The following is a 20432-nucleotide window of genomic DNA, read 5'->3' as shown; positions in this document are numbered from 1 at the left end:
CATATTGGAAAAATGTAGGAAAGGGGTTTTTATGCGGGCCTTGCAAATCAGCGACTTGCAGCCCGATTATCGCGGCGCGGCACTCGTCGATCTGCCGGTTCCCGAACCGGCGGCAGGCGAAGTGCGCGTCCGCGTCCGCGCCGCGGCGGTGAATTTTCCCGACCTGCTGATGACCCGCGGCGAATATCAGCTGAAACCCGATCTGCCTTTCGTCGCCGGGCTCGAATTCGCGGGCGAGGTCGATGCGCTCGGCCCCGGCGTCGACGACTGGCAGGTCGGCGACGCGGTCGTCGGCGGCAACCGCTTCGGCGCGATGGCCGAATTTTGTACCGTCCCCGCCGCGGCATTGCGGCGCAAGCCCGAACGCCTGGACTGGGACGAGGCCGCCGCCTATCCGGTCGCCTATCTTACCGCCTATGTCGCGCTGGTCCGCTGCGCGCAGGTCGCGCCCGGCGAAACCTTGCTCGTCCACGGCGCGGCGGGCGGGGTGGGGCTGGCGACGGTCGATCTGGCGATGGCGCTCGGCGTCCGGGTGATCGCCGCGGCGGGCAGCGCCGCAAAGCGCGACGCCGTCGCCCGCCTCTATCGCCCCGACGCCGTCATCGACGGCGGGCCGGGCTTTCGCGATCGGGTGAAGGAATTGACCGATGGTCGCGGCGCCGATGTGATCTTCGACCCGGTCGGCGGCGATGTGTTCGACGAATCGACCCGCTGCATCGCCTTTGGCGGCCGCCTGCTCGTCGTCGGCTTTGCCTCGGGCCGCATCCCGCAGCTGTCGGTCAACATGCCGCTGATCAAGGGTTTTTCGGTCGTCGGCGTCCGCGCCGGCGAATATGGCCGCCGCTTCCCCGATCGCGGCGCCGAAAATCTGGCGGCGATCGACTCGCTGGCGGCGGCGGGCCGGATCAACCCGCAGGTCCATGCCGCGCTCGACCTTGCCGACTGGCGCAAGGGTTTCACCCTGCTCGAACGGCGCGCGGTGGTGGGGAAGGTGGTGCTGCGCCCCTGACCGCCGATATGATCCCGCACGTCATTGCCATGTCGCGCCGCGCTGTGCCAGAAGCGCCGCCGGTCATCTTGCCGGGAGTTGTCATGCGTTTCCTGTCGTTTGCACTTGCCCTGTCGGCGTTGGGGCTCGCGCCCGCCGCCCCGGCCGCCGAGCCGGTGGTCGATATCCACGTCCATCTGTGGAAGGGCGAGGAATCGCTCGCCGCCTATCGCGAAGCGGCAAAGGCCTCCGGCCAGCTGGTGTCGGGCATCGGTGCGATGTGGTTCGGCGGTCCCAATCAGGCGCGCGCCGGCGACCCCGACCGCATCCGCGCGGGCAACGACGGCATCATCGCGCTGGCGGCGGCGCACAAGGACGTCATCCCGATCGCCACCGTCCACCCCTATGACGGGGACGCCGCGCTGGCCGAGGTCGAACGCGTCGCGGCACGCGGCGTCCGGCTGCTCAAGATCCACCCGCATACCCAGCAATTCGACGCCGCCGACCCGCGCGTGCTCGCGCTCGTCCGCCGCGCCGGCGAGGTCGGGCTGATCGTGCTGATGGACAATGCCAGCATCGTCCCCGGCGATAATGAAAAGCTGTTCAACCTGGCGCTCGCGGCGCCGAAGACGCGGTTCATCTTTGCCCATATGGGGGCGTTGCAGTTCCGCTTCTGGAACACGCTCGCGCTGGCGCGCACCGCCGAAAGCCTGTTTGGCGACAATGTCTATTTCGACATCAGCGCCAGCGTCGTCATCGCCGCCGATTCGCCGATCGAGGAAGAATTCATCTGGACGATGCGCAACGTCGGCACCGACAAGCTGCTGCTCGGTTCGGACTATCCGCAATTCTCGCTCGCCAAAACGCTCGACGCGTTCGCAAAGCTCGACCTCACCGATGCCGAACGCGCACAGATCCGCGACGGTAATGCCAAGAAATTGCTGGGGCTGGACTGATCGCGTCGCCGGTCAGTCGCCGATAAAGCCGTTCAACCGTTCGCAGGCGGCGATCCAGTCGGCCTTGAACTCCTGCACGACCTGCCCGGCACCCATCGCCTCGTTCATCAGCCCGACGCCCTGACCGACCCAATAGGTCGCGAGCGCCTTGGCGCCTTCGTGACCGCCCTCGGACAATTTATCGACCTTGCGCAGCGCGGGTTCGCTGACCAGCGATTGCAGCGGCATCGGCAGTGGTTTCGGCGCACCCTCGGCCTCCCACGCGTCGGTCCATGGCGAGCGCAGCTGGCGCGACGGTTTGCCGGTACGGCTTTTCGACCGCACCGTGTCGCGCGAACTGGCGAGCAGCATCTTTTCCTTCACCACCGGATTGGTTTCGGCTTCGGCGGTGGTCAGCCACACCGATCCGGTCCAGGCGCCGTGCGCGCCCATCGCCATTGCCGCCGCCATCTGCCGCCCGGTGACGATGCCGCCCGCGGCCAGGATCGGGGTGGTCGCGCCGATCGCCTCGACCGCTGCCGCCACTTCGGGGACGAGCACCATCGTCGCCACCTCGCCGCAGTGGCCGCCCGCTTCGCCGCCCGCGACCACCAGGATATCGACCCCGGCGCGGACCTGCGCCAGCGCATGGTCGCGGGTGCCGACCAGCGCCGCGACCGGCACCTTGTGTCGCTTGCCCAGTTCGAGCATCAGCGGCGGCGGTACGCCCAGCGCATTGGCGATCAGCCCGATCGGGTGGCGGAAGGCGACCTCGAGCAGCGCCGCAGCGCCCGCGTCGGTCATGTTGTCGCCCAGTCCGCCGCCAACGGCGGGGAGCGCGAGGTTACCGTCATCGACCCCGTGTTTTTCCAGCAGCCCCGCGACGAACGCCTTGTGCTCCGCGGGGATCGGCGGCAGTTCGCGGCGATCCTCGCCCTTGCCGGCAAAGCTGTTCGGCACGATCAGGTCGACGCCATAGGGCTTGCCGCCGATATGCGCGTCGATCCACGCAAGTTCCTCCTCCAGCCGTTCGGGCGGGAGCGAGGCGGCGCCGAACACCCCCATGCCGCCTGCCTTCGACACAGCCACGACGACATCGCGGCAGTGCGAGAAGGCGAGGAGGGGGAATTCGATGTCGAGCATCGCGCAGATGGGTGATTGCATGGTGTCTCTCCTGTCTGTTCTGGTTTTTCGTCATTGCGAGCGAAGCGAAGCAATCCAGAGCGGGTTCGTGCCGTCCCTGGATTGCCGCGTCGCCTTCGGCGCCTCGCAATGACGGACGCCCATAGGCCTCATGTCAGCGTTAGTTGACGTAAACGTCAAGTTGATTTGCTGCCGCTGCCCATTATCGCGGACGCCATGACCGATTTTTCCCTGCCCGATTTCGACCTCGACGCCTTCGTTCGCGCCACTCTGGCCGAAGATCTGGGGGAGCGCGGCGACATCACGTCGCTCGCCACGATCCCCGCCGACGCCCGCTTCGGCGGGGTTATGGACAGCCGTGATGCGATCACCGTCGCCGGGCTGCCAATCGCCGAAGCATTCTTCCGCGCCCTCGACCCCGCGATGGACATCGAGATTCTGGTCGGCGAGGGCGAACAGGTTGCGGCGGGCAGTGACCTGATGCGCCTGTCGGGCAATGCGCGCGCAATGCTGACCGCCGAGCGCTCGGCGCTGAACACCGTTCAGCATCTGTCGGGCATCGCGACGATGACGCGCCAATATGTCGATGCGCTGGCCGGAACCGACGCTACGCTGCTCGACACACGCAAGACGATCCCTGGCCTGCGCGTGCTGGAGAAATATGCGACGCGGACGGGCGGCGCGCAGAATCACCGCATGGGGCTGTGGGACGCGGCGATGATCAAGGACAATCATGTCGCGGTTGCCGGATCGGTCGAAGAAGCGGTGCGCCGCGCCGTCGCCGCCGGAATCACCAGCATCATCGTCGAGGTCGACCGTGTCGAACAGGTCGAACCGGCCCTGAACGCTGGCGCGACGCACCTGCTGCTCGACAATATGACGCTCGACCAGTTGCGTGAATCGGTGCGATTGGTGAGGGGGCGCGTGCCGACCGAGGCGTCGGGCGGGGTACGACTCGACACGATTGGCGAAATCGGCGCGACCGGAGTGACCTATGTGTCGGTCGGGCGCCTGACCCAATCGGCCCCCGCGGCGGACATCGGGCTTGATTTTGCGCTGGTCTAGTTTTCCGGGATTTGCGGCGACGTTGACGCTGCTCCTCACCCCCGCCGCCGCGCACGCCCAGGCGCTCGCGTGCAAACTCCCCGACCGCATCCCCGTGCCGCGGCTCGACCAGCCAAAGCGCGGCGAGCCGGTGCGCAATCCGCCGGTCACCGGCTATCTGCTCAGCCTCAGCTGGTCGCCGCAGCATTGCGCCGGGGTGCGCAATCCAAAGGATGCGCGCGACGGCTTTCAATGTTCGGGCAACAACGGCCGCTTCGGCTGGGTGCTCCACGGGCTGTGGCCCGAAACCGACAGCCGCGACTATCCGCAATGGTGCCGACCGGCGAAGATTGTGCCGCAGCCGGTGCTGCGCGAGCATCTGTGCATGACGCCGTCGGTGCAGCTGCTCCAGCACGAATGGGCCAAGCATGGCACCTGCATGAGCCCGCATCCCGCCGCCTATTTCTTCTCCGCCGCGATCCTGTTCCGCGCCGTGCGTTTTCCCGACATGGCGGCGCTGGCGGCGCGGCCGCAGACCGCGGGTAGCGTCCGCCGGGCCTTTGCCGCGGTCAATCCGGGGGTGAGCGCCCCGATGATCGCGGTGACCACCGACCGGCAGGGGTGGCTCAAAGAGGTGCGGCTGTGCCTTGGCCCCCGGATGCGGCCGCAACGGTGCAAGCCGTTTCAGGTCGGCGCGCGCGACACCGCGAGCGTTCGTATCCGACCCCTCCCAAAAGCATAGCGACGACTGTCGGGGCTGTACCGCTTTGACACGCGGGGCGCGTTAACGATCTTTTAACCTTACCGATTCGTTAACGCCGTCCTAGCGTGGCGGCATGGAATCGGATCATATCGATATTCGCGGTCGCATCCGGGCGCATACGGCGCGGCAACTGACCATCGCGCGGCTCGGCGCGCCCGACGACTGGCAGGCCGAACTCCGCCACGCGCTCGCCGCGCACCGCGAACCTGCGACAATCTTCGCCGGCAGCGACCTGCGGCTGTTCCTGCAAAGCTTTGCAGTGTTCTTCACCGCGACGATGATGTTCCTGATTTAGGGCGAGCTGACGAGTAGTTACGGCCTCAAACGATCCTTCCCGTTCCGAGGAGGACCGGCAACGTCCGCTCTTCACCGTATATCGGACGTACCCGCTTAGCTTGGCGGAAAAGCTATCACATACATTGCGTTGACTTGGATCAAGCTGGCAATGACCGACTGATCGGCCGGAACCAAACGCCCACGGAACTGCGCTCGCGCCGGGACGTTGCTTGACGACATCCCGACAGGAGCGAACCCGATGAACCGACTGCGCCGCCTTGAAACCTTTGCCCGCGCGGGCTGGTGCGCACGGGGCTTTGTTTATTGCTTGCTGGCCGTTTTTGCGCTGACCAGCGCCAATGCGTCCGACGCCAGCCCGCAAGGCGTGTTCCGGGCGGTAAAGGAGATGTCGGGTGGCCCCTATCTTCTCGTTCTGCTGGCGATCGGGCTTGTGCTTTACGGTGCCTATCGCCTGTATGGCGCTGCGCTCGATAGCGAGGGCAAGGGCGACGATGCCAAGGGTATTGCGATCCGCATCGGCTATGCCGCCAGCGGCATCGCGCATTTCATTCTAGCATGGGCGGCGGTGCGGCTCGCATCGGGCGACACGGCGGGCGGGAATGGCGAGCAGGAGCAGGCGGCGGCGGGCATGCTGCTGGACATGCCGATGGGCGGCACCTTGCTCGGCGCGATCGGACTATGTTTCCTCGCCGCCGCCGCGCATCAGGCGACGAAAGCGTGGACGACCGAATTTATGGATGGCGTCGCCGCCGATGCCCCCGCTTGGGTCGTGCCGGTCGGCCGCGCCGGGCTGTCGGCGCGCGCGGTCGTGTTCGCCGTGATCGGTGTCTCGCTGGTCCGCGCGGGCTGGTTCGGATCGGCGGGCGAGGTCAAGGGGCTGGGCGATGCGCTGTCGGCGCTCACCGAACATGCCGGACTCTACCTGCTCGTCGCCGCCGGACTGTTCCTGTTCGGCATCCACAGCTTTGTAGAGGCGAAATGGCGCCGCATCAGAGACGAGGATGTTATCGCGCGGCTCAAGGCCGCTGCCCGCTAAGCCATCTTGATCCCAGCGACGCCATTCTCGACCACCGCGGTCGCGCGTTTCGACAGCGTGTTCACTGGCGTCGTCACCTTGTCGACGACCATGAAATGCGTCTGCCATTCTTCGCGGCCCACTTCGCACACCAGATAGCCGCGCTGGTCATTGGCAAATTTCAGTTCGGGGTTGCGCGCCAGCCACTCGTCGGTGCCACTCCGCTTGTCGCTGCCGTCGCCGCCGCTGCTGATCGAGGTGGCGACAAATTCGGCGCCGACCACCTTGTCGCGCTGGACCAGGTCGCCGCAGAAATTCTGATGCTCGTCGCCGGTCAGCACGATGCAGTTTTTCAACCCGGCAAAGCGCGACAATATGCGCTGGCGCGGTTCTTCATAGCCTGCCCAGCTGTCGATATTGACGATCTTCTGCGGCTCGTCGGCCCGCCGCCGCCGGTCGAGCGACATCATCGTCACCTGCTGCGCCAGCGTATTCCACGTCGCCCCGCCGCGCGACAGGTTGCGCGCGAGCCACTCCTCCTGCGCCTTGCCCAGCACCTGCCGATCTTTGGCGAACACATCGGGACAGGCAGGCTTGAAGCCGTCGCCGCATGGCTGGTCGTCGCGATATTGCCGCGTGTCGAGCAACTGCATCGCCATCAGGTCGCCATAGCGAAACTCGCGGTGGGCATTCACTACGCCGCCGCGCGGCAGCAGCGCCTTGCGCACCGGCATATGTTCGTACCACGCCTGCAACGCCGCCTGCTTTTTCAGCAGGAAGACCTCGGGCGGCGCGGCATCGGGATCATTCTCGTCGAGGTTCAGTTTCCAGTTGTCATATTGCGACACCCAATTGTTGTTGATCTCGTGATCGTCGAAACTGGACAGAAAGGCGTGGGTGGCGCGTACCGCCTGCTGGTCGATGTCAGTCAGCGTCTGGGCATAGGCATTGCGGAAATCATTGACGTCGAACAACGCGCGATGCGCATATTGGCGCACCGGGCGGATCGGCAGCCCGTCGTCGAACAGATAATCCTGCCGATATTCATAGATGAAATCGCCATAATGATAGACGAAGGCCAGGTCTTCGCGCGCCATGTGGCGATAGGCGCCGTAGAAGCCGGACTCGAAATGCTGGCACCCGGCAACCCCGAATTTCAGCGCCTCGACCCTGGCACCGGGCGCGGGCAGGGTGCGCGCGCGGCCGCGCAGGCTGCGTTCGCCGCCTGCGGTAAAACGGTAATAATAGGGTCGGTCGGGCGCCAGTCCCGCGACCTCGACATGGACGCTGTGCGCCAGATGCGGGCGCGCCAGTTCGGTGCCCTTGGCGACGATCTGGCGAAAGCCGCTGTCGCTTGCGACCTCCCATTCGACCGGCACATTGACCTGCGGCATGCCGCCGTGCCGTTCCATCGGCTGCGGCGCCAGCCGCGTCCAGATGACAAAGCCGTCGCTCGCCGGATCGCCTGCGGCGACCCCAAGGCTGAACGGAAAATCGCCGAACATACCCTGCGCGCGGACGATGGCGGGGGCGGCGAGGCCGGCGAGGGTCGCCCCGGCAAGGAAGTGGCGGCGGTTGTACATGGCTGGGCTCCGTTGGGGCGCGAATCGCTGCCCCTCGATAGCCCAGCCATAGGTTACATCAATGACCGATGCTCAATCGGGCAAAGAGTGTCGCACCGATCGGGTTCCTGCCATAGGCGGCATCGAGCGCGCGTGGCTTGTCGAACGCGGCGATGCTGCCACCGACTGCCAGATTGAGCGGGCCACTGATCGGCAGCCGATAGGCATAGCCCGCCTGGAATTTCGACACGCGGAACGGCACGTCGTGCAGCGGGTCGTCATGATCGGGGAACAGTTCGTCATTCTTCACATTTTCGATTCGCCCGAACAGCGTGTGATGATCGTCAATGTTCCAGTTCACCTCGGCCAGCCAGGCGGTCAGCGTCGCGCCGGGGTCGCGGTTCTTGGCACTGAACGCGCCCGTCGCCGACAGGCCGCGCCCGTTGTTCCAGTGGACGCTGGCGGTGGTGCGATGCTCGTTCTCGCCGGGATGGAACGCCTCGGGCTCTTTCAGGAAACCGTGGCTGACCTGCATTGCCAGCGATGGAGAAGGGTTCCAGGTCCCGCGCAACGACCAGCTGTCGAAGCGCGGGGTTTCGATCCCCCACCGCTCTTCATTGGGCTCACGCCCGGTGAAGATCGATCCCTCGACCTGGATGGCGCGCGTTGCATAGCCCAGCGTCGCGACGCCATAGGTGATGTGCGTCGAATCGAACCAGTGATGGGTGATCGGCGCCTCGGGATTATAGCGCGCGCTGCTGCGGTGCATGAAAGCGCTCGGCCCGATCGCGGGCTCGCCGACCGGACCGCCATAGACGAACAGGCGGGCGTTATCGCCGACATTGACGTCGATCCGCGCCGCCAGTTCCATGAACAGGTCGTGCGGATGCTGGCGATCGACCAAGGGTTCGCCGCCTGCCGTTTCGCCGGTCGCGAACAGATTGGGATAGCCACGGTTCGACATCAGCGGCTCGAGGCTCAGCATCGATTTCAGCTGGATACGGCCCCAGTCGGTCTGCTTTTCGCCCGACAGCATCAGCATCGACTGGACATAGGCCTTGTCATCGCCGCGCGGTCCCGACTGGTCGGTATAGACGCCCCAGGCAAAGCCGTGCGCCATGACCATCCAGTCATCGCCGGCATCGATGTGCAGGCCGGTGTGGCCGCCTTCGTTGGCGGGCGGGCGCGCGGTGCCCGATCCTTCGGCGGGGGAGGCTGCGGGCCCGTGGTCCATCGCCTCATGGTCCATGGTGCCATGGTCGACCGGTTCGGCTGGTTCGGGTTTGGAGGCGGGCATCACATGCCCCGCGTGGGGATCGTGCCCGCTATGATCTTGCGCTGCAGCGGACAGCGGGAGGAGAGCGAGCGCGGCAGCGCCCGCCAACAAAGGCGTTTTCAACATATTATCGTCCTGACAGGATCGGAAAATCGAGGTTCGGTTTTACGATCGGTCAGAGCCGGGGAGGGGGAATGCTGGGCGGTACGTCGGCGCCCGCGAGCGCCGCCATTGGCTGCACCGGCGGTACCAGCGGCGGCAGCGCGACCGGCGCGGTTACGGTCGCGGCCGGCGCGTTGGCGACGCACCCGATGCACATATGGCCGGCAGTCTTGCCGCCGTCCCGTTCGTCTTGATGATGCGGCGGCAACGCGGGCGCCGCACCATGACAATCGGCGGCCACCGTTTCAGCCTGCACCGGCACGGCCACCGACGGCAGCGACAGGCCGATCAGGAACAAAAACAGAAGCAGATGTCGCAGCATCCCCAAGTCTTTAGCATGCGCCCATGCTGTGCAGAAAGAGCATTCGGCTTCTACCTTCGACGTTGCTGCGCTGAAAAACATTCTCTGTGCGCCTGATACTGCCGAATTGTGGAAAAGCCGCCGCGGCACAATCCGCGCATCCGATTCTCTACTCCAAGACACTCAACATGACGTCGACCTTCCGGAATAGGGGATCTTTGACACCATCGCCTTTGTGATTCGTCACCGCGATCTCGTACGAGCCACCGGCAATCGACCGGATGCGACTGGCGGGAATGCCACGGACGACGAGTGCATTCCGGACTGCCTCAATCCGCTGTACGCTGATCGCAAGGCTTTCGGCATCTCCGGTACTCGAGTCGTTGTACCCGGTGAGAAGCAGTTCAAACGGCCATGACCTTTTGCGCAGTTGACCAGCCAAGGCATCCAATGTTTGTAGACCGCTGGTCGAGATCGTGTGGGAACCAAGTTCAAAATAGATGCTGGCCTGCGTTTCCGGCTCGGAAAGGAACAGTTCAGGCTGGGCGGCGCTTGCAGTGGTGCTCGGGGCAGCGATCGCGAGCGTCGCAAGCGCGATTACCAAGTAATTGAAGCCGAAATGAACATGCATCCAAGGCTCTCCCGAATTATATCGTTTAATCGAAGCGTATTAATGGATTTTCCTAAGGTCAATCAATAAACTTGGGCGCTGTATGTGCCTGTCTCATATCACGTTATCATAGCTTTTGCGGCGCCACTCGCCGACATGGCATGCACTCTTCCGTGCTTCTAGGCGCGCCTGGGGTGGCATGAACAAGCCGAGATCAACTATGCAGAAAATGCATCACGTCGCCATCATGCACAACATAGGCCTTGCCCTCGGCGCGCAGTTTGCCCGCTTCGCGCGCCTTGGCTTCGCCGCCCAGCGCGACATAATCGTCATAGGCGATCGTTTCGGCGCGGATGAACCCTTTCTGGAAATCGCTGTGAATCTCGCCCGCGGCTTCGGGCGCGGTCGCGCCCTGATGCACGGTCCACGCGCGCGCTTCCTGCGGGCCGACGGTGAAGAAGGTGATCAGGTGGAGCAGTTCATATCCGGCGCGGATGACGCGCGCCAGGCCGGTTTCGGTCAGCCCCATTTCGGCCAGGAATTCCATCCGGTCGGCCATCTCCATCGTGACGAGTTCGCTTTCGATCGCCGCTGACACGACTACCGCCTGCGCGCTTTCGGCGGCCGCCTTGGCGAACACTTTTTCGGAGAAGGCATTGCCGTTCGCGGCGCTGCCTTCATCGACGTTGCAGACATAGAGGACGGGTTTCGACGTCAGCAGCTGCGCGGTGCGCAGTACCCGGGCTTCCTCGTCATCCCTGGGATCGGTCAGCCGCGCGGGCTTGCCCTCGCGCAGCAGGTCGAGCGCCTGGCCCAGCACCGATGCCGCGATCTTGGCTTCCTTGTCGCCCTGCGCCGCCTTTTTGGCAAAGGCGGGGACGCGCTTTTCCAGGCTTTCGAGGTCGGCGAGCAGCAATTCGGTTTCGACCGTCTCGGCATCGGCGACCGGATCGACCTTGTTTTCGACATGCTGGATGTCGTCATCCTCGAAACAGCGCAGGACGTGGACGATCGCGTCGACTTCGCGAATGTTGCCAAGGAACTGGTTGCCCAGACCTTCGCCCTTCGACGCGCCGCGGACCAGCCCCGCGATGTCGACGAAGGCGAGCTGCGTCGCGATAATCTTTTTGCTGTTCGCGATCTCCGCCAGCTTTTCCAGCCGGTCATCGGGCACCGCGACATTGCCGATATTCGGCTCGATCGTGCAGAACGGATAATTCGCCGCCTGCGCCGCCGCGGTTTCGGTCAGCGCGTTGAACAGGGTGGACTTGCCGACGTTGGGCAGTCCGACGATCCCGCATTTGAAACCCATAAGAACTCCGTGTGACCGGCAGGACGCCGGCGTTGCAGCGCCCCTAGCGCCAAGTCGCCCCCGACGCCAGCATTGCTAAGCGGGGGCGCTGCATCGGTGTCCGTCAGTCGTGGACTGCCTTGACGAGCGGCCCCAGCGGACCGCCGCCCAGCCATGCCAGCTGCACCTCCGCCGACACGCGGTTGATCGCCTCTTGCGGTTTGTTGCCGGGATGCACCGCGCGGCGGAGCGGCCGCTTGCCCGCGGGCATCGCCATGATCTCGGCGATCGCGCGCGGCACGTCGAGCGGATCGGCGCTGCGCCCGCTGCCATCCTCGGTCCCCATGCCGCGCGTGAACGGCTCGTAGGCGGCGAGCAGTGCGGGATTGCTGCGCTCTTTCAGAGCGCCGGTATAGGCATTGCGGTTGACCCAGACGTTGGTCGGATAGCCGCCCGGCTGGATCACCGTCACCTCGATACCGTGCGGTACCAGTTCATAAGCGAGCTGTTCGGACATCGCCTCGACTGCAAATTTCGTCGCCGAATAATGGCCGCCGCCGGGGACGATGACGCGCCCGAGCTGCGACGAAATATTGAAGATCTGCCCGCTTTTCGCGGCGCGCATCTGCGGCAGCAACGCCAGCTGCATCCGCTGGATGCCCAGGACATTGGTGTCGAAGATAAGCTGCGTCGCTGCCATATCCTGCACCTCGACGGGCCCGGTGATGCCGATCCCGGCGTTGTTGACCAGCGTGTCGATGCGTCCGCCCGCGATCTCCAGCGCTTTAGCGGTACCCGCGGCGACCGAGGCATCACTGGTCACGTCGATCTCGACGATATGCAGGTCGAGTTTGTCCTTCGCCGCCTCGGCGGCGAGTGTGTCGGCCTCGGGTCGCGGGATATTGCGCATCGTCGCAATGACCTTGGCGCCCAGCCCGGCATAATAAAGCGCACCAACCCGGCCAAAGCCGCTCGACGCGCCGGTGATGAGGATGGTGCGGCCTTTGAGTGATGGCGCTGCGGCCGGGGTCGCGGCGTGCAGCAGGGCAGGGGCGGTGGCGGTCAGCGCGGCGGCTCCGGCAATGAGCTCGCGGCGGCTGGGGCTATGGCGGTTGGTCATGGTTGGCTCCTCTCGGAACCATAATGCCCTAGTTGGCGTCGGACGCCAAATCAGCGGCTTTTGGGTGGAGAGCGGACGGTAGCGTAGAACTACGCCCTCCCCTTCAGGGGAGGGCAGCGAGACTTACGAACTTGTTCGTTAGTCGCAGCGGGTGGGGTCCATCGGCCTTGCGCAAGGCCGATGGACCCCACCCCAACCCCTCCCCTGAAGGGGAGGGGCTAGATGCCCGCAACCGGTCGTTTCCAGCTTCTGCCTATCCCTGCAAACGCAGCGCGAGATCGCTCTGGAAGCGCACATCGTCTCCGTCGGCCAGCCACCTTGCTTCGGCGGCAATCGCGCCGAGCAGATCGACCAGCGGCTCCAACTCGCTCTTGTGATAATTGCCCAGCACATGGCCGGTGACGCGGTCCTTGTGACCCGGGTGGCCGATGCCGATGCGGACGCGGCGGAAATCTTCGCCGATATGCTGGATCATGCTGCGGATGCCGTTGTGGCCCGCGGCGCCGCCGCCGCGTTTCACCTTGACCTGCATCGGCACCAGATCGAGCTCGTCGTAAAAAACGGTGACGTCCTGCGCCGTCAATTTGTAGAAATCGAGCGCCGCGCGCGCGCTGCGGCCGCTTTCGTTCATGAAGGTGCCGGGTTTGAGCAGCAGGATGCGCTGCGATCCGATGCGTCCGTCTTGGATCCAGCCTTGGAATTTCTTCGCGGGCGCCGGGAAATCATGGACGTTGGCGATGACATCGGCGGCCATGAAGCCGACATTATGGCGGTGCATCGCATATTGCGGACCGGGATTGCCGAGGCCGACCCAGAGCTGCATCGAAAAATCCCCTCCACTTTAGGGGAGGGGCAGCGAGACTTGGCAGCTGGCTGCCTAGTCGCAGCGGGGTGGGCCATCGGCCTCGCGCTGCCCCGCAAAACCCCACCCCAACCCCTCCCCTGAAGGGGAGGGGTTAAGATGGTTAGTGTTTAGGCTTCGCCGCCTTCGGCAGCATCTTCGCCGCTGTCGACGGTCGTATCGCCTTCGCTCGACTTCATCGCCGAGGGGGCGACGATCGTCGCGATGGTGAAGTCGCGGTCGGTGATCGCGCTTTCGACGCCCTTGGGCAGCGTCACATTGCTGATGTGGATCGAATCGCCGACGTCATAACCGGTGACATCGATCTGGATGTCGTCGGGCATCTTGTCCGCGTCGCAAACCAGTTCGAGCTCGTGGCGAACGACGTTCAGCACGCCGCCGCGCTTCAGGCCCGGCGAGGCTTCTTCGTTGATGAACACCACGGGCACCGCGACCTGAACCTTCGAATCCTTCGAAATGCGCAGGAAGTCGGCGTGGATCGGACGATCTTTGACCGGGTGGAACGCGACGTCCTTGGGCAGCGTGCGGATCTGCTTGCCGCCGACGTCGATCATGACGACCGAGTTCATGAAGTGACCCGTCATCAGCTGCTTCATCAGCAGCTTTTCTTCGACGTGGATCATCAGGGGTTCTTCTTTACCGCCATAGACAACGGCGGGGACGCGGCCTTCGCGACGCAGTTCACGCGAGGCTCCCTTGCCTCCCCGTTCACGCGTCTCGGCCGACAGCACCAGCTGGTCGCTCATCATTTTTCTCCGAAACAGATTACACAGTCCGCCACGCCTCCAGGGATGACCATGGACGGAAGCGGCGGCGCTTAGCGGGGAAGCGCGCGAAATGCAAGTGCGGGCAGGGAAGTCGCGTCCGCGATGGCGGCTAACGCCCCATTTCGGCCATTCGGCCCCGATCTGGGCGGAAGGACCGTTGACGACCAATTGCGGACGTTTCTTCTCCCCTCCCGCAAGCGGGAGGGGTCGGGGGTGGGCGACGACGGTGAGAAGGCCCACCCCGCTGCGACTATCGAACAAGTTCGTAAGTCTCGCTGCCCCTCCCGCTTGCGGGAGGGGAAATCAGTTAGCGACGGGAAAGCCCGTTCACCACCCCTAAGCCGCCACCGGCCCTATTGCACCCGCCGCACCTCGAACCCTTTCGCCGCCAGCAGAGCGGGGACGCCGTCGTCGCCGACCATATGCCCCGCGCCCACCGCCATCAGCACCGTTCCGGGCCGGTCCATCCGCCGCGCCGCCCATGCGCTCCAGCGGCGGTTGCGATCGGTGATCAGCGCCGCGCGCGCGGCGGGCACGGTATCGACATCTTCGTTGACCATCTGTTCCAGCGCAGCGATGTCGCCGCGACGCCATGCCGCGGTCATGGTGGCGACCTCCGTCGGCGCCTTGGCGGCCCCGGTTGCCGCGCGGACCAGCAGCGCGCGCTGGGTCGCGGCGTCGAGCGTTTCGAACAGCATCAGTTGCCCGTGGGCGGTTTCCAATCCGGTGACGGGCTTGCCCGCGGCCTTGAACTTGCGGGTCAGCCCGGTCTCGACGCCGTCGGCGGTCGACAATTCGGCCTTTCGCGCGGCATGTTGTCCGATCAGGATGACCAGCGCCCAATCATCGAGCTTGTCGCCGTTCAGCCGCGCGCCAGCATTCTCCAGTTCGCGGTACCCGGCCAGCGCGCGGCCCGACAGTCGGTCGGTGATCGCCAGCGGCGTGCTGCGCTGTGCCAGCCGCTGAAATTCGCCTCCGGCCTTTTCGACCTCGGCGGGCGACAATTCCATCACCAGTTCGTCGGCGGCGGCGATGGCGTGCGCAACCGGTCCCGTCGCCCATTCGGTGCGCGGCGGCAGCGCGTGCATCGTCCCCAATATATAGATGCGTGTATCGGCATCCTGCACCAGCCACATCGCGGGCCGCGCCTGCGGCGGCGGCTCGGCGGGTTTGCAGGCGACCAGCCACAACGGCAACAGGGCCGCCGCAAGGCGGCGACCCCATCGACCGGCGGGATACGGCGGCGTCGTCAATAGTCGATGCGCGCCGCGGTCAGCCCGCGTTCGGCCAGATAATCCTGCAGGCTCTTTTCGCCCGCGAGATGCCCGGCGCCGACCGCGACAAAGACCGTGCCGGGCTGTTCCATGCGCGCCTGGATCTGCTCGGCCCAGCGCGCGTTGCGGTCGTAGAGCAGGGTTTGCGCCAGTTCGGGCGTCGCCGCCATGCTCTCGTTCATCGCGGCGGCCAGTCCGTCGGGATCGCCCTTGGCCCACAGCACGACCATCTTGTCGAGCACCGGCCCCAGCTTGTCCAAATCCTTGACCACCGAATTCAGAAAGGCGACCTGCTGGGTTTCGGGCAGGCTGTCGAAAAAGCCGAGCTGCTGTTCCAGCGTTTCCAGCCCGGCAACCGGCTTGCCGCTGTCCTTGGCAAATTTTGTCAGCTGCTTTTCGACACCCTGTTCGGGATCATAGCCGTGCTTGCTCAGCGGCAGCGCCGACAGCGTCATGGCGGGAAGCCAGGGCTTGAACATGTCAAAGGTGTTGGCCGGCAGGCCGACACTGGTCATCGCCGCCTGATAGGCCTTGAGCTCTTCGGCGGTCAGGCGCGAGGGCAGCGTCTTGCCCGATTTGTCCATCGCCAGCGGCATCATCGTGTTGGCGACCGCGGCCTGGTCTTCGGGCAGCACCAGTTCGAGCATCATTTCGTCCGACTTGTCGAAGGCGTCCTTGACCGCCGCGTCAAACCAGCTGAGGCCGGGTTTCAGCACATGGACGGTTCCGAACAGATAGACGGTGGTGTCCTCGTCCTTGACCACCCACAGCGCCGGATTGGCCTCGGTCAGCGCGGTTGCCGTCGCGGCGGTGACGGGCTCGGCAGCGACGGCGATATTGCCGCCGGGCAGCACCGCGCACTGGGCAAAGGGGATGGCCGCACAGGTCGTGGCGAGGATTTTGAACCATTTTTTCACGGGAGAATATCCTTTCATTATTGGCCTTTATGGCCGGTACTTACAGGGAAGGGGAGAGCAAATCCGATCAGCGGAACTTGAACCAGAAATAGACGATCATGTTGGCGACCAGCGACAGCCCGAACAGCGGCATCGCCTCTACCGGCGGCGCCAGATCGGCGCGCCACAACACCCACCAGACGGGGCACGGAAAGACAAAGGCATAAAAGCCGGCGAGCGCGCCAAGATGATAGGCGTGGCGTTCATGATCGTCGACGGTGCGATGGTAGAGGACCAGCGCGATCGCCAGCCCGATGACCGACATCGCCGACAAGGCGATTGCGACGGTAGGCGTCATCGCCGCATTGCTGAACAGGCCGTCGGACCCCTGCGGTCCCGACTGCATGACCATGGCGGCGACGAAGCCGAGTGCGCCGGACAGCGTCAGGCTGATCCAGTACAGCCGCTTGCGCGGCGACCAGCTGCGGAACCAGTCGGCGTGCCGCCGGACATAGAGCGCCAGCGCGATGCCGCCGATGGCGATCGCCACCAGCGGGCCGACCCACGGCGCGAGCGCGGCATCTCCATGTTCGACCGCCGCCTGGTTGTAGCCTGCGAAGCCGCCGGCCAGTGCGGCGGTACCCAGCCCGATCAGGACCGGCGCCCACATCGACGGCCTGCGCTGCGACTTGGGATCAATGTTCATCATGGCGTCCTTCGTGACCATCGTCGAAGATTTCCTCGATCCGCATGCCGAACAGCCGCGCCAGCTTGAACGCGAGCGGCAGCGACGGGTCGTATTTGCCCGTCTCGATCGCGTTCACGGCCTGCCGCGACACGTCGAGCCGGTCGGCCAGTTCGGCCTGGCTCCAGTTCCGCATCGCGCGCAGCACTTTCAGCTGGTTGTTCATCGGTGTTCCGTCATGCGTACCTGACCGAATGTCAGGTGTTATTGACTAAATGACATGATTCGCTGACCATGTCAACAACGCCTTACATTTTGCAATGCGACGGTGACATCGGGGGCGAATATGGACGTGCCGATCCCTTGACCCTGCGGCCCTGCTGGGCCAAGGGCGGCGAACATTGTTGCACCTGCGAAAGACGGGAAAAAGGTGGCCGACGCGGCGGATAAGAAAGCCCTGAGCTTTCAGGACATGATCCTGACGCTCCACAATTATTGGAGCGCGCGCGGCTGCGCGATCCTGCAACCCTATGACATGCGCGTCGGGGCGGGGACCTTTCACCCCGCGACCACCTTGCGTTCGCTCGGACCTGAGCCGTGGAACGTCGCCTATGTCCAGCCGAGCCGCCGCCCCACCGACGGCCGCTATGGCGAGAACCCGAACCGCCTCCAGCATTATTACCAGTATCAGGTGATCCTGAAACCGTCGCCCGCCGACCTGCAGGAGCAATATCTGGGCAGCCTCGCCGCGATCGGCATCGACCCGCTGCTCCACGACATCCGTTTCGTCGAGGATGACTGGGAAAGCCCGACGCTCGGCGCGTGGGGGCTGGGCTGGGAAGTCTGGTGCGACGGCATGGAGGTCACCCAGTTCACATACTTCCAGCAAATGGGCGGCTTCGACTGCAAGCCCGTCGCAGGCGAGCTGACCTACGGGCTCGAACGCCTCGCCATGTATATCCAGAATGTCGACAATGTGTACGACCTGCGCTTTTCGGACGCGGTCGGCGATGTTGCGGCGGTCAGCTACGGCGACGTGTTCCTTGAAAATGAACGCCAATTCTCGAAGTGGAATTTCGAGGTTGCCGACACCGACAGCCTGTTCGCGGGGTTCAAGGCGGCCGAGGCCGAGTGCCAGCGCGCGATCGAGGCCGGGGTGCCGCTCGCGGCCTATGACCAGGCGATCGAGGCCAGCCACCTGTTCAACCTGCTCCAGGCGCGCGGCGTTATCAGCGTCCAGGAACGCGCCAACTACATGGCGCGCGTCCGCGACCTTGCAAAAGGCAGCTGCAAGGCGTGGATCGACAGTCAGTCGGCGGCGTGGACTGCAAAATATCCGGGCTGGACGCTGTGACCGATTTTCTTCTCGAACTGCGCAGCGAGGAAATCCCGGCGCGGATGCAGGCCGGCGCGCGCGCCGAACTCGAAAAATTGTTCCGCGCCCAGATGGCGACCGCGGGCATCGATGTCGGCGACCTCAGCATCTGGTCAACCCCGCGCCGCCTCGCGCTGATCGCCAAGAATTTGCCCGACGCGACCGCCGCGCTCAGCGAAGAACTCAAAGGGCCGCGCAGCAGCGCGCCGCCGCAGGCGCTCGAAGGCTTCCTGCGCAAGACTGGCCTGACGCAGGATCAGCTCGAAGACCGCGACGGCGTGTATTTCGCGGTGATCGACAAACCCGGCCGCGCGACCGCCGAGGTGCTGGCCGAGGCGATCCCCGCGATCGTCCGCGCCTTCGCCTGGCCCAAATCGATGCGCTGGGGCAAGGACAGCGCGAGCAGCGAAAGCCTGCGTTGGGTCCGCCCGCTCTCCGGCATCGTCGCGATCTTTGGCGAGGAATTGATTCCGTGCGAGGTCGGCAGGGTTGCGTCGGGCTATGCGACGCGCGGCCACCGCTTCCACTGCCCCGGCGAAATCACGATCGGCTCGGCATCGGACTATGCCGAAAAGCTGCGCGCTTGCCACGTCATCGTCGACCATGAGGAGCGGCAGGCGATCATCCGCGATGGCGCTGCCAAGGCCGCGGCCGATGCAGGCCTGACGCTGGTCGCGGACGAGGGGCTGGTGATCGAGAATGCCGGGCTGACCGAATGGCCGGTGCCGCTGCTCGGGCGCTTCGACGAAGCGTTTCTGGAGGTGCCGCCCGAGGTCATCCAGTTGACGGCGCGGGTGAACCAGAAGTATTTCGTCGTGAACGACAGCGCGGGTAAGCTGGCGAACGGCTTTGTCTGCACCGCGAATATCGCGGCGCAGGATGGCGGGGCAGAGATTGTTGCGGGGAACCGGAAGGTGCTGGCGGCGCGATTGTCCGATGCGCGCTTCTTCTGGGAGCAGGATCGCAAAACTAAGCTGGAGGACCACGCGAAGAAGCTGGACCGGATCACGTTCCACGAGAAGTTGGGGACGGTTGCCGACAAGGTTGAGCGGATTGCGAAGCTGGCGCGGTGGTTGGTCGAGGAAGGCATCGTCACAGACCGCTCCCCGGCGAACGCCGGGGCCCAGAGCGGCACAGAGCAAACGACAGCGTCAGGCAGCCCTGGGCTCCGGCTTTCGCCGGAGAACAAGCAAGAGCTCGCCGACCAGGCCGAACTCGCCGCGCGCCTGTGCAAAGCCGACCTCGTCACCGAAATGGTTGGCGAATTCCCCGAACTGCAAGGCCTGATGGGCGGCTACTACGCCCGCGCCGAAGGCCTGCCCGATCCCGTCGCCGACGCGATCCGCGACCATTACAAGCCGGTCGGGCAGGGCGATGACGTGCCGACCGCGCCGGTGACGGTGGCTGTGAGCTTGGCGGATAAGTTGGATACGCTGGCTGGATTTTATTTTGAGCAGGAGAAGCCCACCGGCTCGCGCGATCCCTTTGCTCTTCGCCGCGCGTCGCTTGGGGCGATCCAGCTCATCCTGAATGCCGGATTGCGTTTCTCTTTGGCGGATGCGCTGGAGCGGGCGATCAAAGCGGTTGGTTTCCGTCAGTTCGTTTCGCAAATGCAGGCTATCAAGCAAGAACTTACTGAGGTTCTTGGACGAGCTGTAAGTGACGAAGAAGCGAAGCGCATCGTTCGTGATGAATTGCCAGTGTCGTATGACTGGGAGCGCTTTCCGCTTCTGGAACAAAATTTTCAGAAGATTATCATCTCCAAGCAGGACTTGCTCGAATTCTTTGCCGACCGCCTCAAGGTCCAGCAGCGCGAAGCCGGTGTCCGCCACGACCTGATCGATGCGGTGTTCGCGCTCGGCGGCGAGGATGATCTGGTTCGGCTGCTGGCGCGGGTGAAGGCGTTGCAGGCGTTTATGGCGACTGACGACGGCGCGAATTTGCTGGCGGGGTACAAGCGCGCGGCGAATATCCTGAAGCAGGCGGGTCAAGGTTCTCCGGCGAACGCCGGATCGCGGCGCTGCGCGATGCGGCAATGGCGATGGCCTGTCATGTGATATTCGAAG

The 20432-nt window shown here is 64.8% G+C and carries 21 protein-coding genes; 8 read left to right on the top strand and 13 right to left on the bottom strand.

Annotated features, from left to right (window positions below; translation table 11 throughout):
- The first annotated feature begins 31 nt into the window (after window positions 1–31).
- Together IR187_RS10185 and IR187_RS10180 are read left to right on the top strand one after the other, a co-directional pair.
- Window positions 32–1009, top strand: coding sequence for an NADPH:quinone oxidoreductase family protein (locus IR187_RS10185; RefSeq protein ID WP_194954501.1), 978 nt, complete (start codon window positions 32–34; stop codon window positions 1007–1009).
- Window positions 1010–1092: 83 nt separating this feature from the next.
- A complete protein-coding gene (locus IR187_RS10180; RefSeq protein ID WP_194954500.1) occupies window positions 1093–1944 on the top strand; it encodes an amidohydrolase family protein in 852 nt (283 codons plus the stop codon).
- Window positions 1945–1956: 12 nt separating this feature from the next.
- Here the strand turns inward: IR187_RS10180 and IR187_RS10175 are convergent, their stop codons facing one another.
- Complete coding sequence (locus IR187_RS10175; RefSeq protein ID WP_194954499.1) at window positions 1957–3087, bottom strand: NAD(P)H-dependent flavin oxidoreductase; 1131 nt, start codon at window positions 3085–3087, stop codon at window positions 1957–1959.
- 195 nt (window positions 3088–3282) lie between these two features.
- Here IR187_RS10175 and nadC point away from each other — a divergent pair, with 195 nt between their 5' ends.
- The 4 genes from nadC (at window position 3283) to IR187_RS10155 (ending at window position 6206) form a co-directional block, all read left to right on the top strand.
- Entirely contained in the window at window positions 3283–4131 is an 849-nt protein-coding gene (gene nadC, locus IR187_RS10170) for a carboxylating nicotinate-nucleotide diphosphorylase (RefSeq protein ID WP_194954498.1), read from the top strand.
- Window positions 4132–4153: 22 nt separating this feature from the next.
- On the top strand, window positions 4154–4852 hold the full coding sequence (locus tag IR187_RS10165) for a ribonuclease T2 family protein (RefSeq protein WP_228765762.1): 699 nt from the start codon (window positions 4154–4156) through the stop codon (window positions 4850–4852).
- Window positions 4853–4946: 94 nt separating this feature from the next.
- The gene (locus tag IR187_RS10160) at window positions 4947–5168 is read left to right on the top strand and encodes a hypothetical protein (RefSeq protein ID WP_194954497.1); all 222 of its coding nucleotides are present in this window, start codon (window positions 4947–4949) and stop codon (window positions 5166–5168) included.
- Between the two features lie 240 nt (window positions 5169–5408).
- Complete coding sequence (locus tag IR187_RS10155; protein ID WP_194954496.1) at window positions 5409–6206, top strand: DUF1206 domain-containing protein; 798 nt, start codon at window positions 5409–5411, stop codon at window positions 6204–6206.
- Here IR187_RS10155 and IR187_RS10150 read toward each other — a convergent pair.
- From IR187_RS10150 to IR187_RS10095, 12 genes are all read right to left on the bottom strand, one after another.
- Window positions 6203–7768, bottom strand: coding sequence for an alkaline phosphatase D family protein (locus IR187_RS10150; protein WP_194954495.1), 1566 nt, complete (start codon window positions 7766–7768; stop codon window positions 6203–6205). The two genes, IR187_RS10155 and IR187_RS10150, sit on opposite strands and share 4 nt — an antisense overlap.
- 58 nt (window positions 7769–7826) lie before the next feature.
- On the bottom strand, window positions 7827–9149 hold the full coding sequence (locus tag IR187_RS10145; protein WP_228765759.1) for a hypothetical protein: 1323 nt from the start codon (window positions 9147–9149) through the stop codon (window positions 7827–7829).
- A 49-nt stretch (window positions 9150–9198) separates the two neighbouring features.
- Window positions 9199–9507, bottom strand: coding sequence for a hypothetical protein (locus IR187_RS10140; RefSeq protein ID WP_194954494.1), 309 nt, complete (start codon window positions 9505–9507; stop codon window positions 9199–9201).
- 148 nt (window positions 9508–9655) lie between these two features.
- Window positions 9656–10117: an OmpA family protein gene (locus tag IR187_RS10135; RefSeq protein ID WP_194954493.1), complete on the bottom strand. Its 462-nt coding sequence runs from the start codon at window positions 10115–10117 to the stop codon at window positions 9656–9658.
- Between the two features lie 193 nt (window positions 10118–10310).
- Entirely contained in the window at window positions 10311–11408 is a 1098-nt protein-coding gene (gene ychF, locus IR187_RS10130; protein WP_194954492.1) for a redox-regulated ATPase YchF, read from the bottom strand.
- A gap of 103 nt (window positions 11409–11511) precedes the next feature.
- Window positions 11512–12507, bottom strand: coding sequence for an SDR family oxidoreductase (locus IR187_RS10125; protein WP_194954491.1), 996 nt, complete (start codon window positions 12505–12507; stop codon window positions 11512–11514).
- A 253-nt stretch (window positions 12508–12760) separates the two neighbouring features.
- A complete protein-coding gene (gene pth / locus IR187_RS10120) occupies window positions 12761–13330 on the bottom strand; it encodes an aminoacyl-tRNA hydrolase (RefSeq protein ID WP_194954490.1) in 570 nt (189 codons plus the stop codon).
- 149 nt (window positions 13331–13479) lie between these two features.
- Window positions 13480–14115: a 50S ribosomal protein L25/general stress protein Ctc gene (locus IR187_RS10115; protein ID WP_194954489.1), complete on the bottom strand. Its 636-nt coding sequence runs from the start codon at window positions 14113–14115 to the stop codon at window positions 13480–13482.
- A gap of 374 nt (window positions 14116–14489) precedes the next feature.
- Complete coding sequence (locus IR187_RS10110; protein ID WP_228765757.1) at window positions 14490–15389, bottom strand: TraB/GumN family protein; 900 nt, start codon at window positions 15387–15389, stop codon at window positions 14490–14492.
- Window positions 15386–16327 (bottom strand): TraB/GumN family protein, encoded by a 942-nt coding sequence (locus IR187_RS10105; RefSeq protein WP_194954488.1) that lies wholly within the window; start codon window positions 16325–16327, stop codon window positions 15386–15388. Before IR187_RS10105 ends, IR187_RS10110 begins: the two co-directional genes overlap by 4 nt.
- Window positions 16328–16394: 67 nt before the next feature.
- The gene (locus IR187_RS10100; protein ID WP_228765754.1) at window positions 16395–17012 is read right to left on the bottom strand and encodes a hypothetical protein; all 618 of its coding nucleotides are present in this window, start codon (window positions 17010–17012) and stop codon (window positions 16395–16397) included.
- Window positions 17002–17217: a helix-turn-helix transcriptional regulator gene (locus IR187_RS10095; RefSeq protein WP_194954487.1), complete on the bottom strand. Its 216-nt coding sequence runs from the start codon at window positions 17215–17217 to the stop codon at window positions 17002–17004. Before IR187_RS10095 ends, IR187_RS10100 begins: the two co-directional genes overlap by 11 nt.
- 246 nt (window positions 17218–17463) lie before the next feature.
- Here IR187_RS10095 and IR187_RS10090 point away from each other — a divergent pair, with 246 nt between their 5' ends.
- Together IR187_RS10090 and glyS are read left to right on the top strand one after the other, a co-directional pair.
- Window positions 17464–18345, top strand: coding sequence for a glycine--tRNA ligase subunit alpha (locus tag IR187_RS10090; RefSeq protein WP_194954566.1), 882 nt, complete (start codon window positions 17464–17466; stop codon window positions 18343–18345).
- On the top strand, window positions 18342–20423 hold the full coding sequence (gene glyS / locus IR187_RS10085; RefSeq protein WP_324187680.1) for a glycine--tRNA ligase subunit beta: 2082 nt from the start codon (window positions 18342–18344) through the stop codon (window positions 20421–20423). Before IR187_RS10090 ends, glyS begins: the two co-directional genes overlap by 4 nt.
- Window positions 20424–20432: the final 9 nt, after the last annotated feature.

The organism is Sphingopyxis solisilvae (assembly GCF_015475875.1).
Taxonomy (GTDB): domain Bacteria; phylum Pseudomonadota; class Alphaproteobacteria; order Sphingomonadales; family Sphingomonadaceae; genus Sphingopyxis; species Sphingopyxis solisilvae.
The sequence above is the reverse complement of the archived record's forward strand: the minus strand, read 5'-3'. Positions and strand labels throughout refer to the sequence as shown.

Coding starts and splice junctions, on each gene's coding strand:
- IR187_RS10185 (WP_194954501.1), top strand. CDS start 32: ATGCGGGCCTTGCAAATCAGCGACTTGCAGCCCGATTATCGCGGCGCG.
- IR187_RS10180 (WP_194954500.1), top strand. CDS start 1,093: ATGCGTTTCCTGTCGTTTGCACTTGCCCTGTCGGCGTTGGGGCTCGCG.
- IR187_RS10175 (WP_194954499.1), bottom strand. CDS start 3,087: ATGCAATCACCCATCTGCGCGATGCTCGACATCGAATTCCCCCTCCTC.
- nadC (WP_194954498.1), top strand. CDS start 3,283: ATGACCGATTTTTCCCTGCCCGATTTCGACCTCGACGCCTTCGTTCGC.
- IR187_RS10160 (WP_194954497.1), top strand. CDS start 4,947: ATGGAATCGGATCATATCGATATTCGCGGTCGCATCCGGGCGCATACG.
- IR187_RS10155 (WP_194954496.1), top strand. CDS start 5,409: ATGAACCGACTGCGCCGCCTTGAAACCTTTGCCCGCGCGGGCTGGTGC.
- IR187_RS10150 (WP_194954495.1), bottom strand. CDS start 7,768: ATGTACAACCGCCGCCACTTCCTTGCCGGGGCGACCCTCGCCGGCCTC.
- IR187_RS10145 (WP_228765759.1), bottom strand. CDS start 9,149: ATGTTGAAAACGCCTTTGTTGGCGGGCGCTGCCGCGCTCGCTCTCCTC.
- IR187_RS10140 (WP_194954494.1), bottom strand. CDS start 9,507: ATGCTGCGACATCTGCTTCTGTTTTTGTTCCTGATCGGCCTGTCGCTG.
- IR187_RS10135 (WP_194954493.1), bottom strand. CDS start 10,117: ATGCATGTTCATTTCGGCTTCAATTACTTGGTAATCGCGCTTGCGACG.
- ychF (WP_194954492.1), bottom strand. CDS start 11,408: ATGGGTTTCAAATGCGGGATCGTCGGACTGCCCAACGTCGGCAAGTCC.
- IR187_RS10125 (WP_194954491.1), bottom strand. CDS start 12,507: ATGACCAACCGCCATAGCCCCAGCCGCCGCGAGCTCATTGCCGGAGCC.
- pth (WP_194954490.1), bottom strand. CDS start 13,330: ATGCAGCTCTGGGTCGGCCTCGGCAATCCCGGTCCGCAATATGCGATG.
- IR187_RS10115 (WP_194954489.1), bottom strand. CDS start 14,115: ATGAGCGACCAGCTGGTGCTGTCGGCCGAGACGCGTGAACGGGGAGGC.
- IR187_RS10100 (WP_228765754.1), bottom strand. CDS start 17,012: ATGAACATTGATCCCAAGTCGCAGCGCAGGCCGTCGATGTGGGCGCCG.
- IR187_RS10095 (WP_194954487.1), bottom strand. CDS start 17,217: ATGAACAACCAGCTGAAAGTGCTGCGCGCGATGCGGAACTGGAGCCAG.
- IR187_RS10090 (WP_194954566.1), top strand. CDS start 17,464: ATGATCCTGACGCTCCACAATTATTGGAGCGCGCGCGGCTGCGCGATC.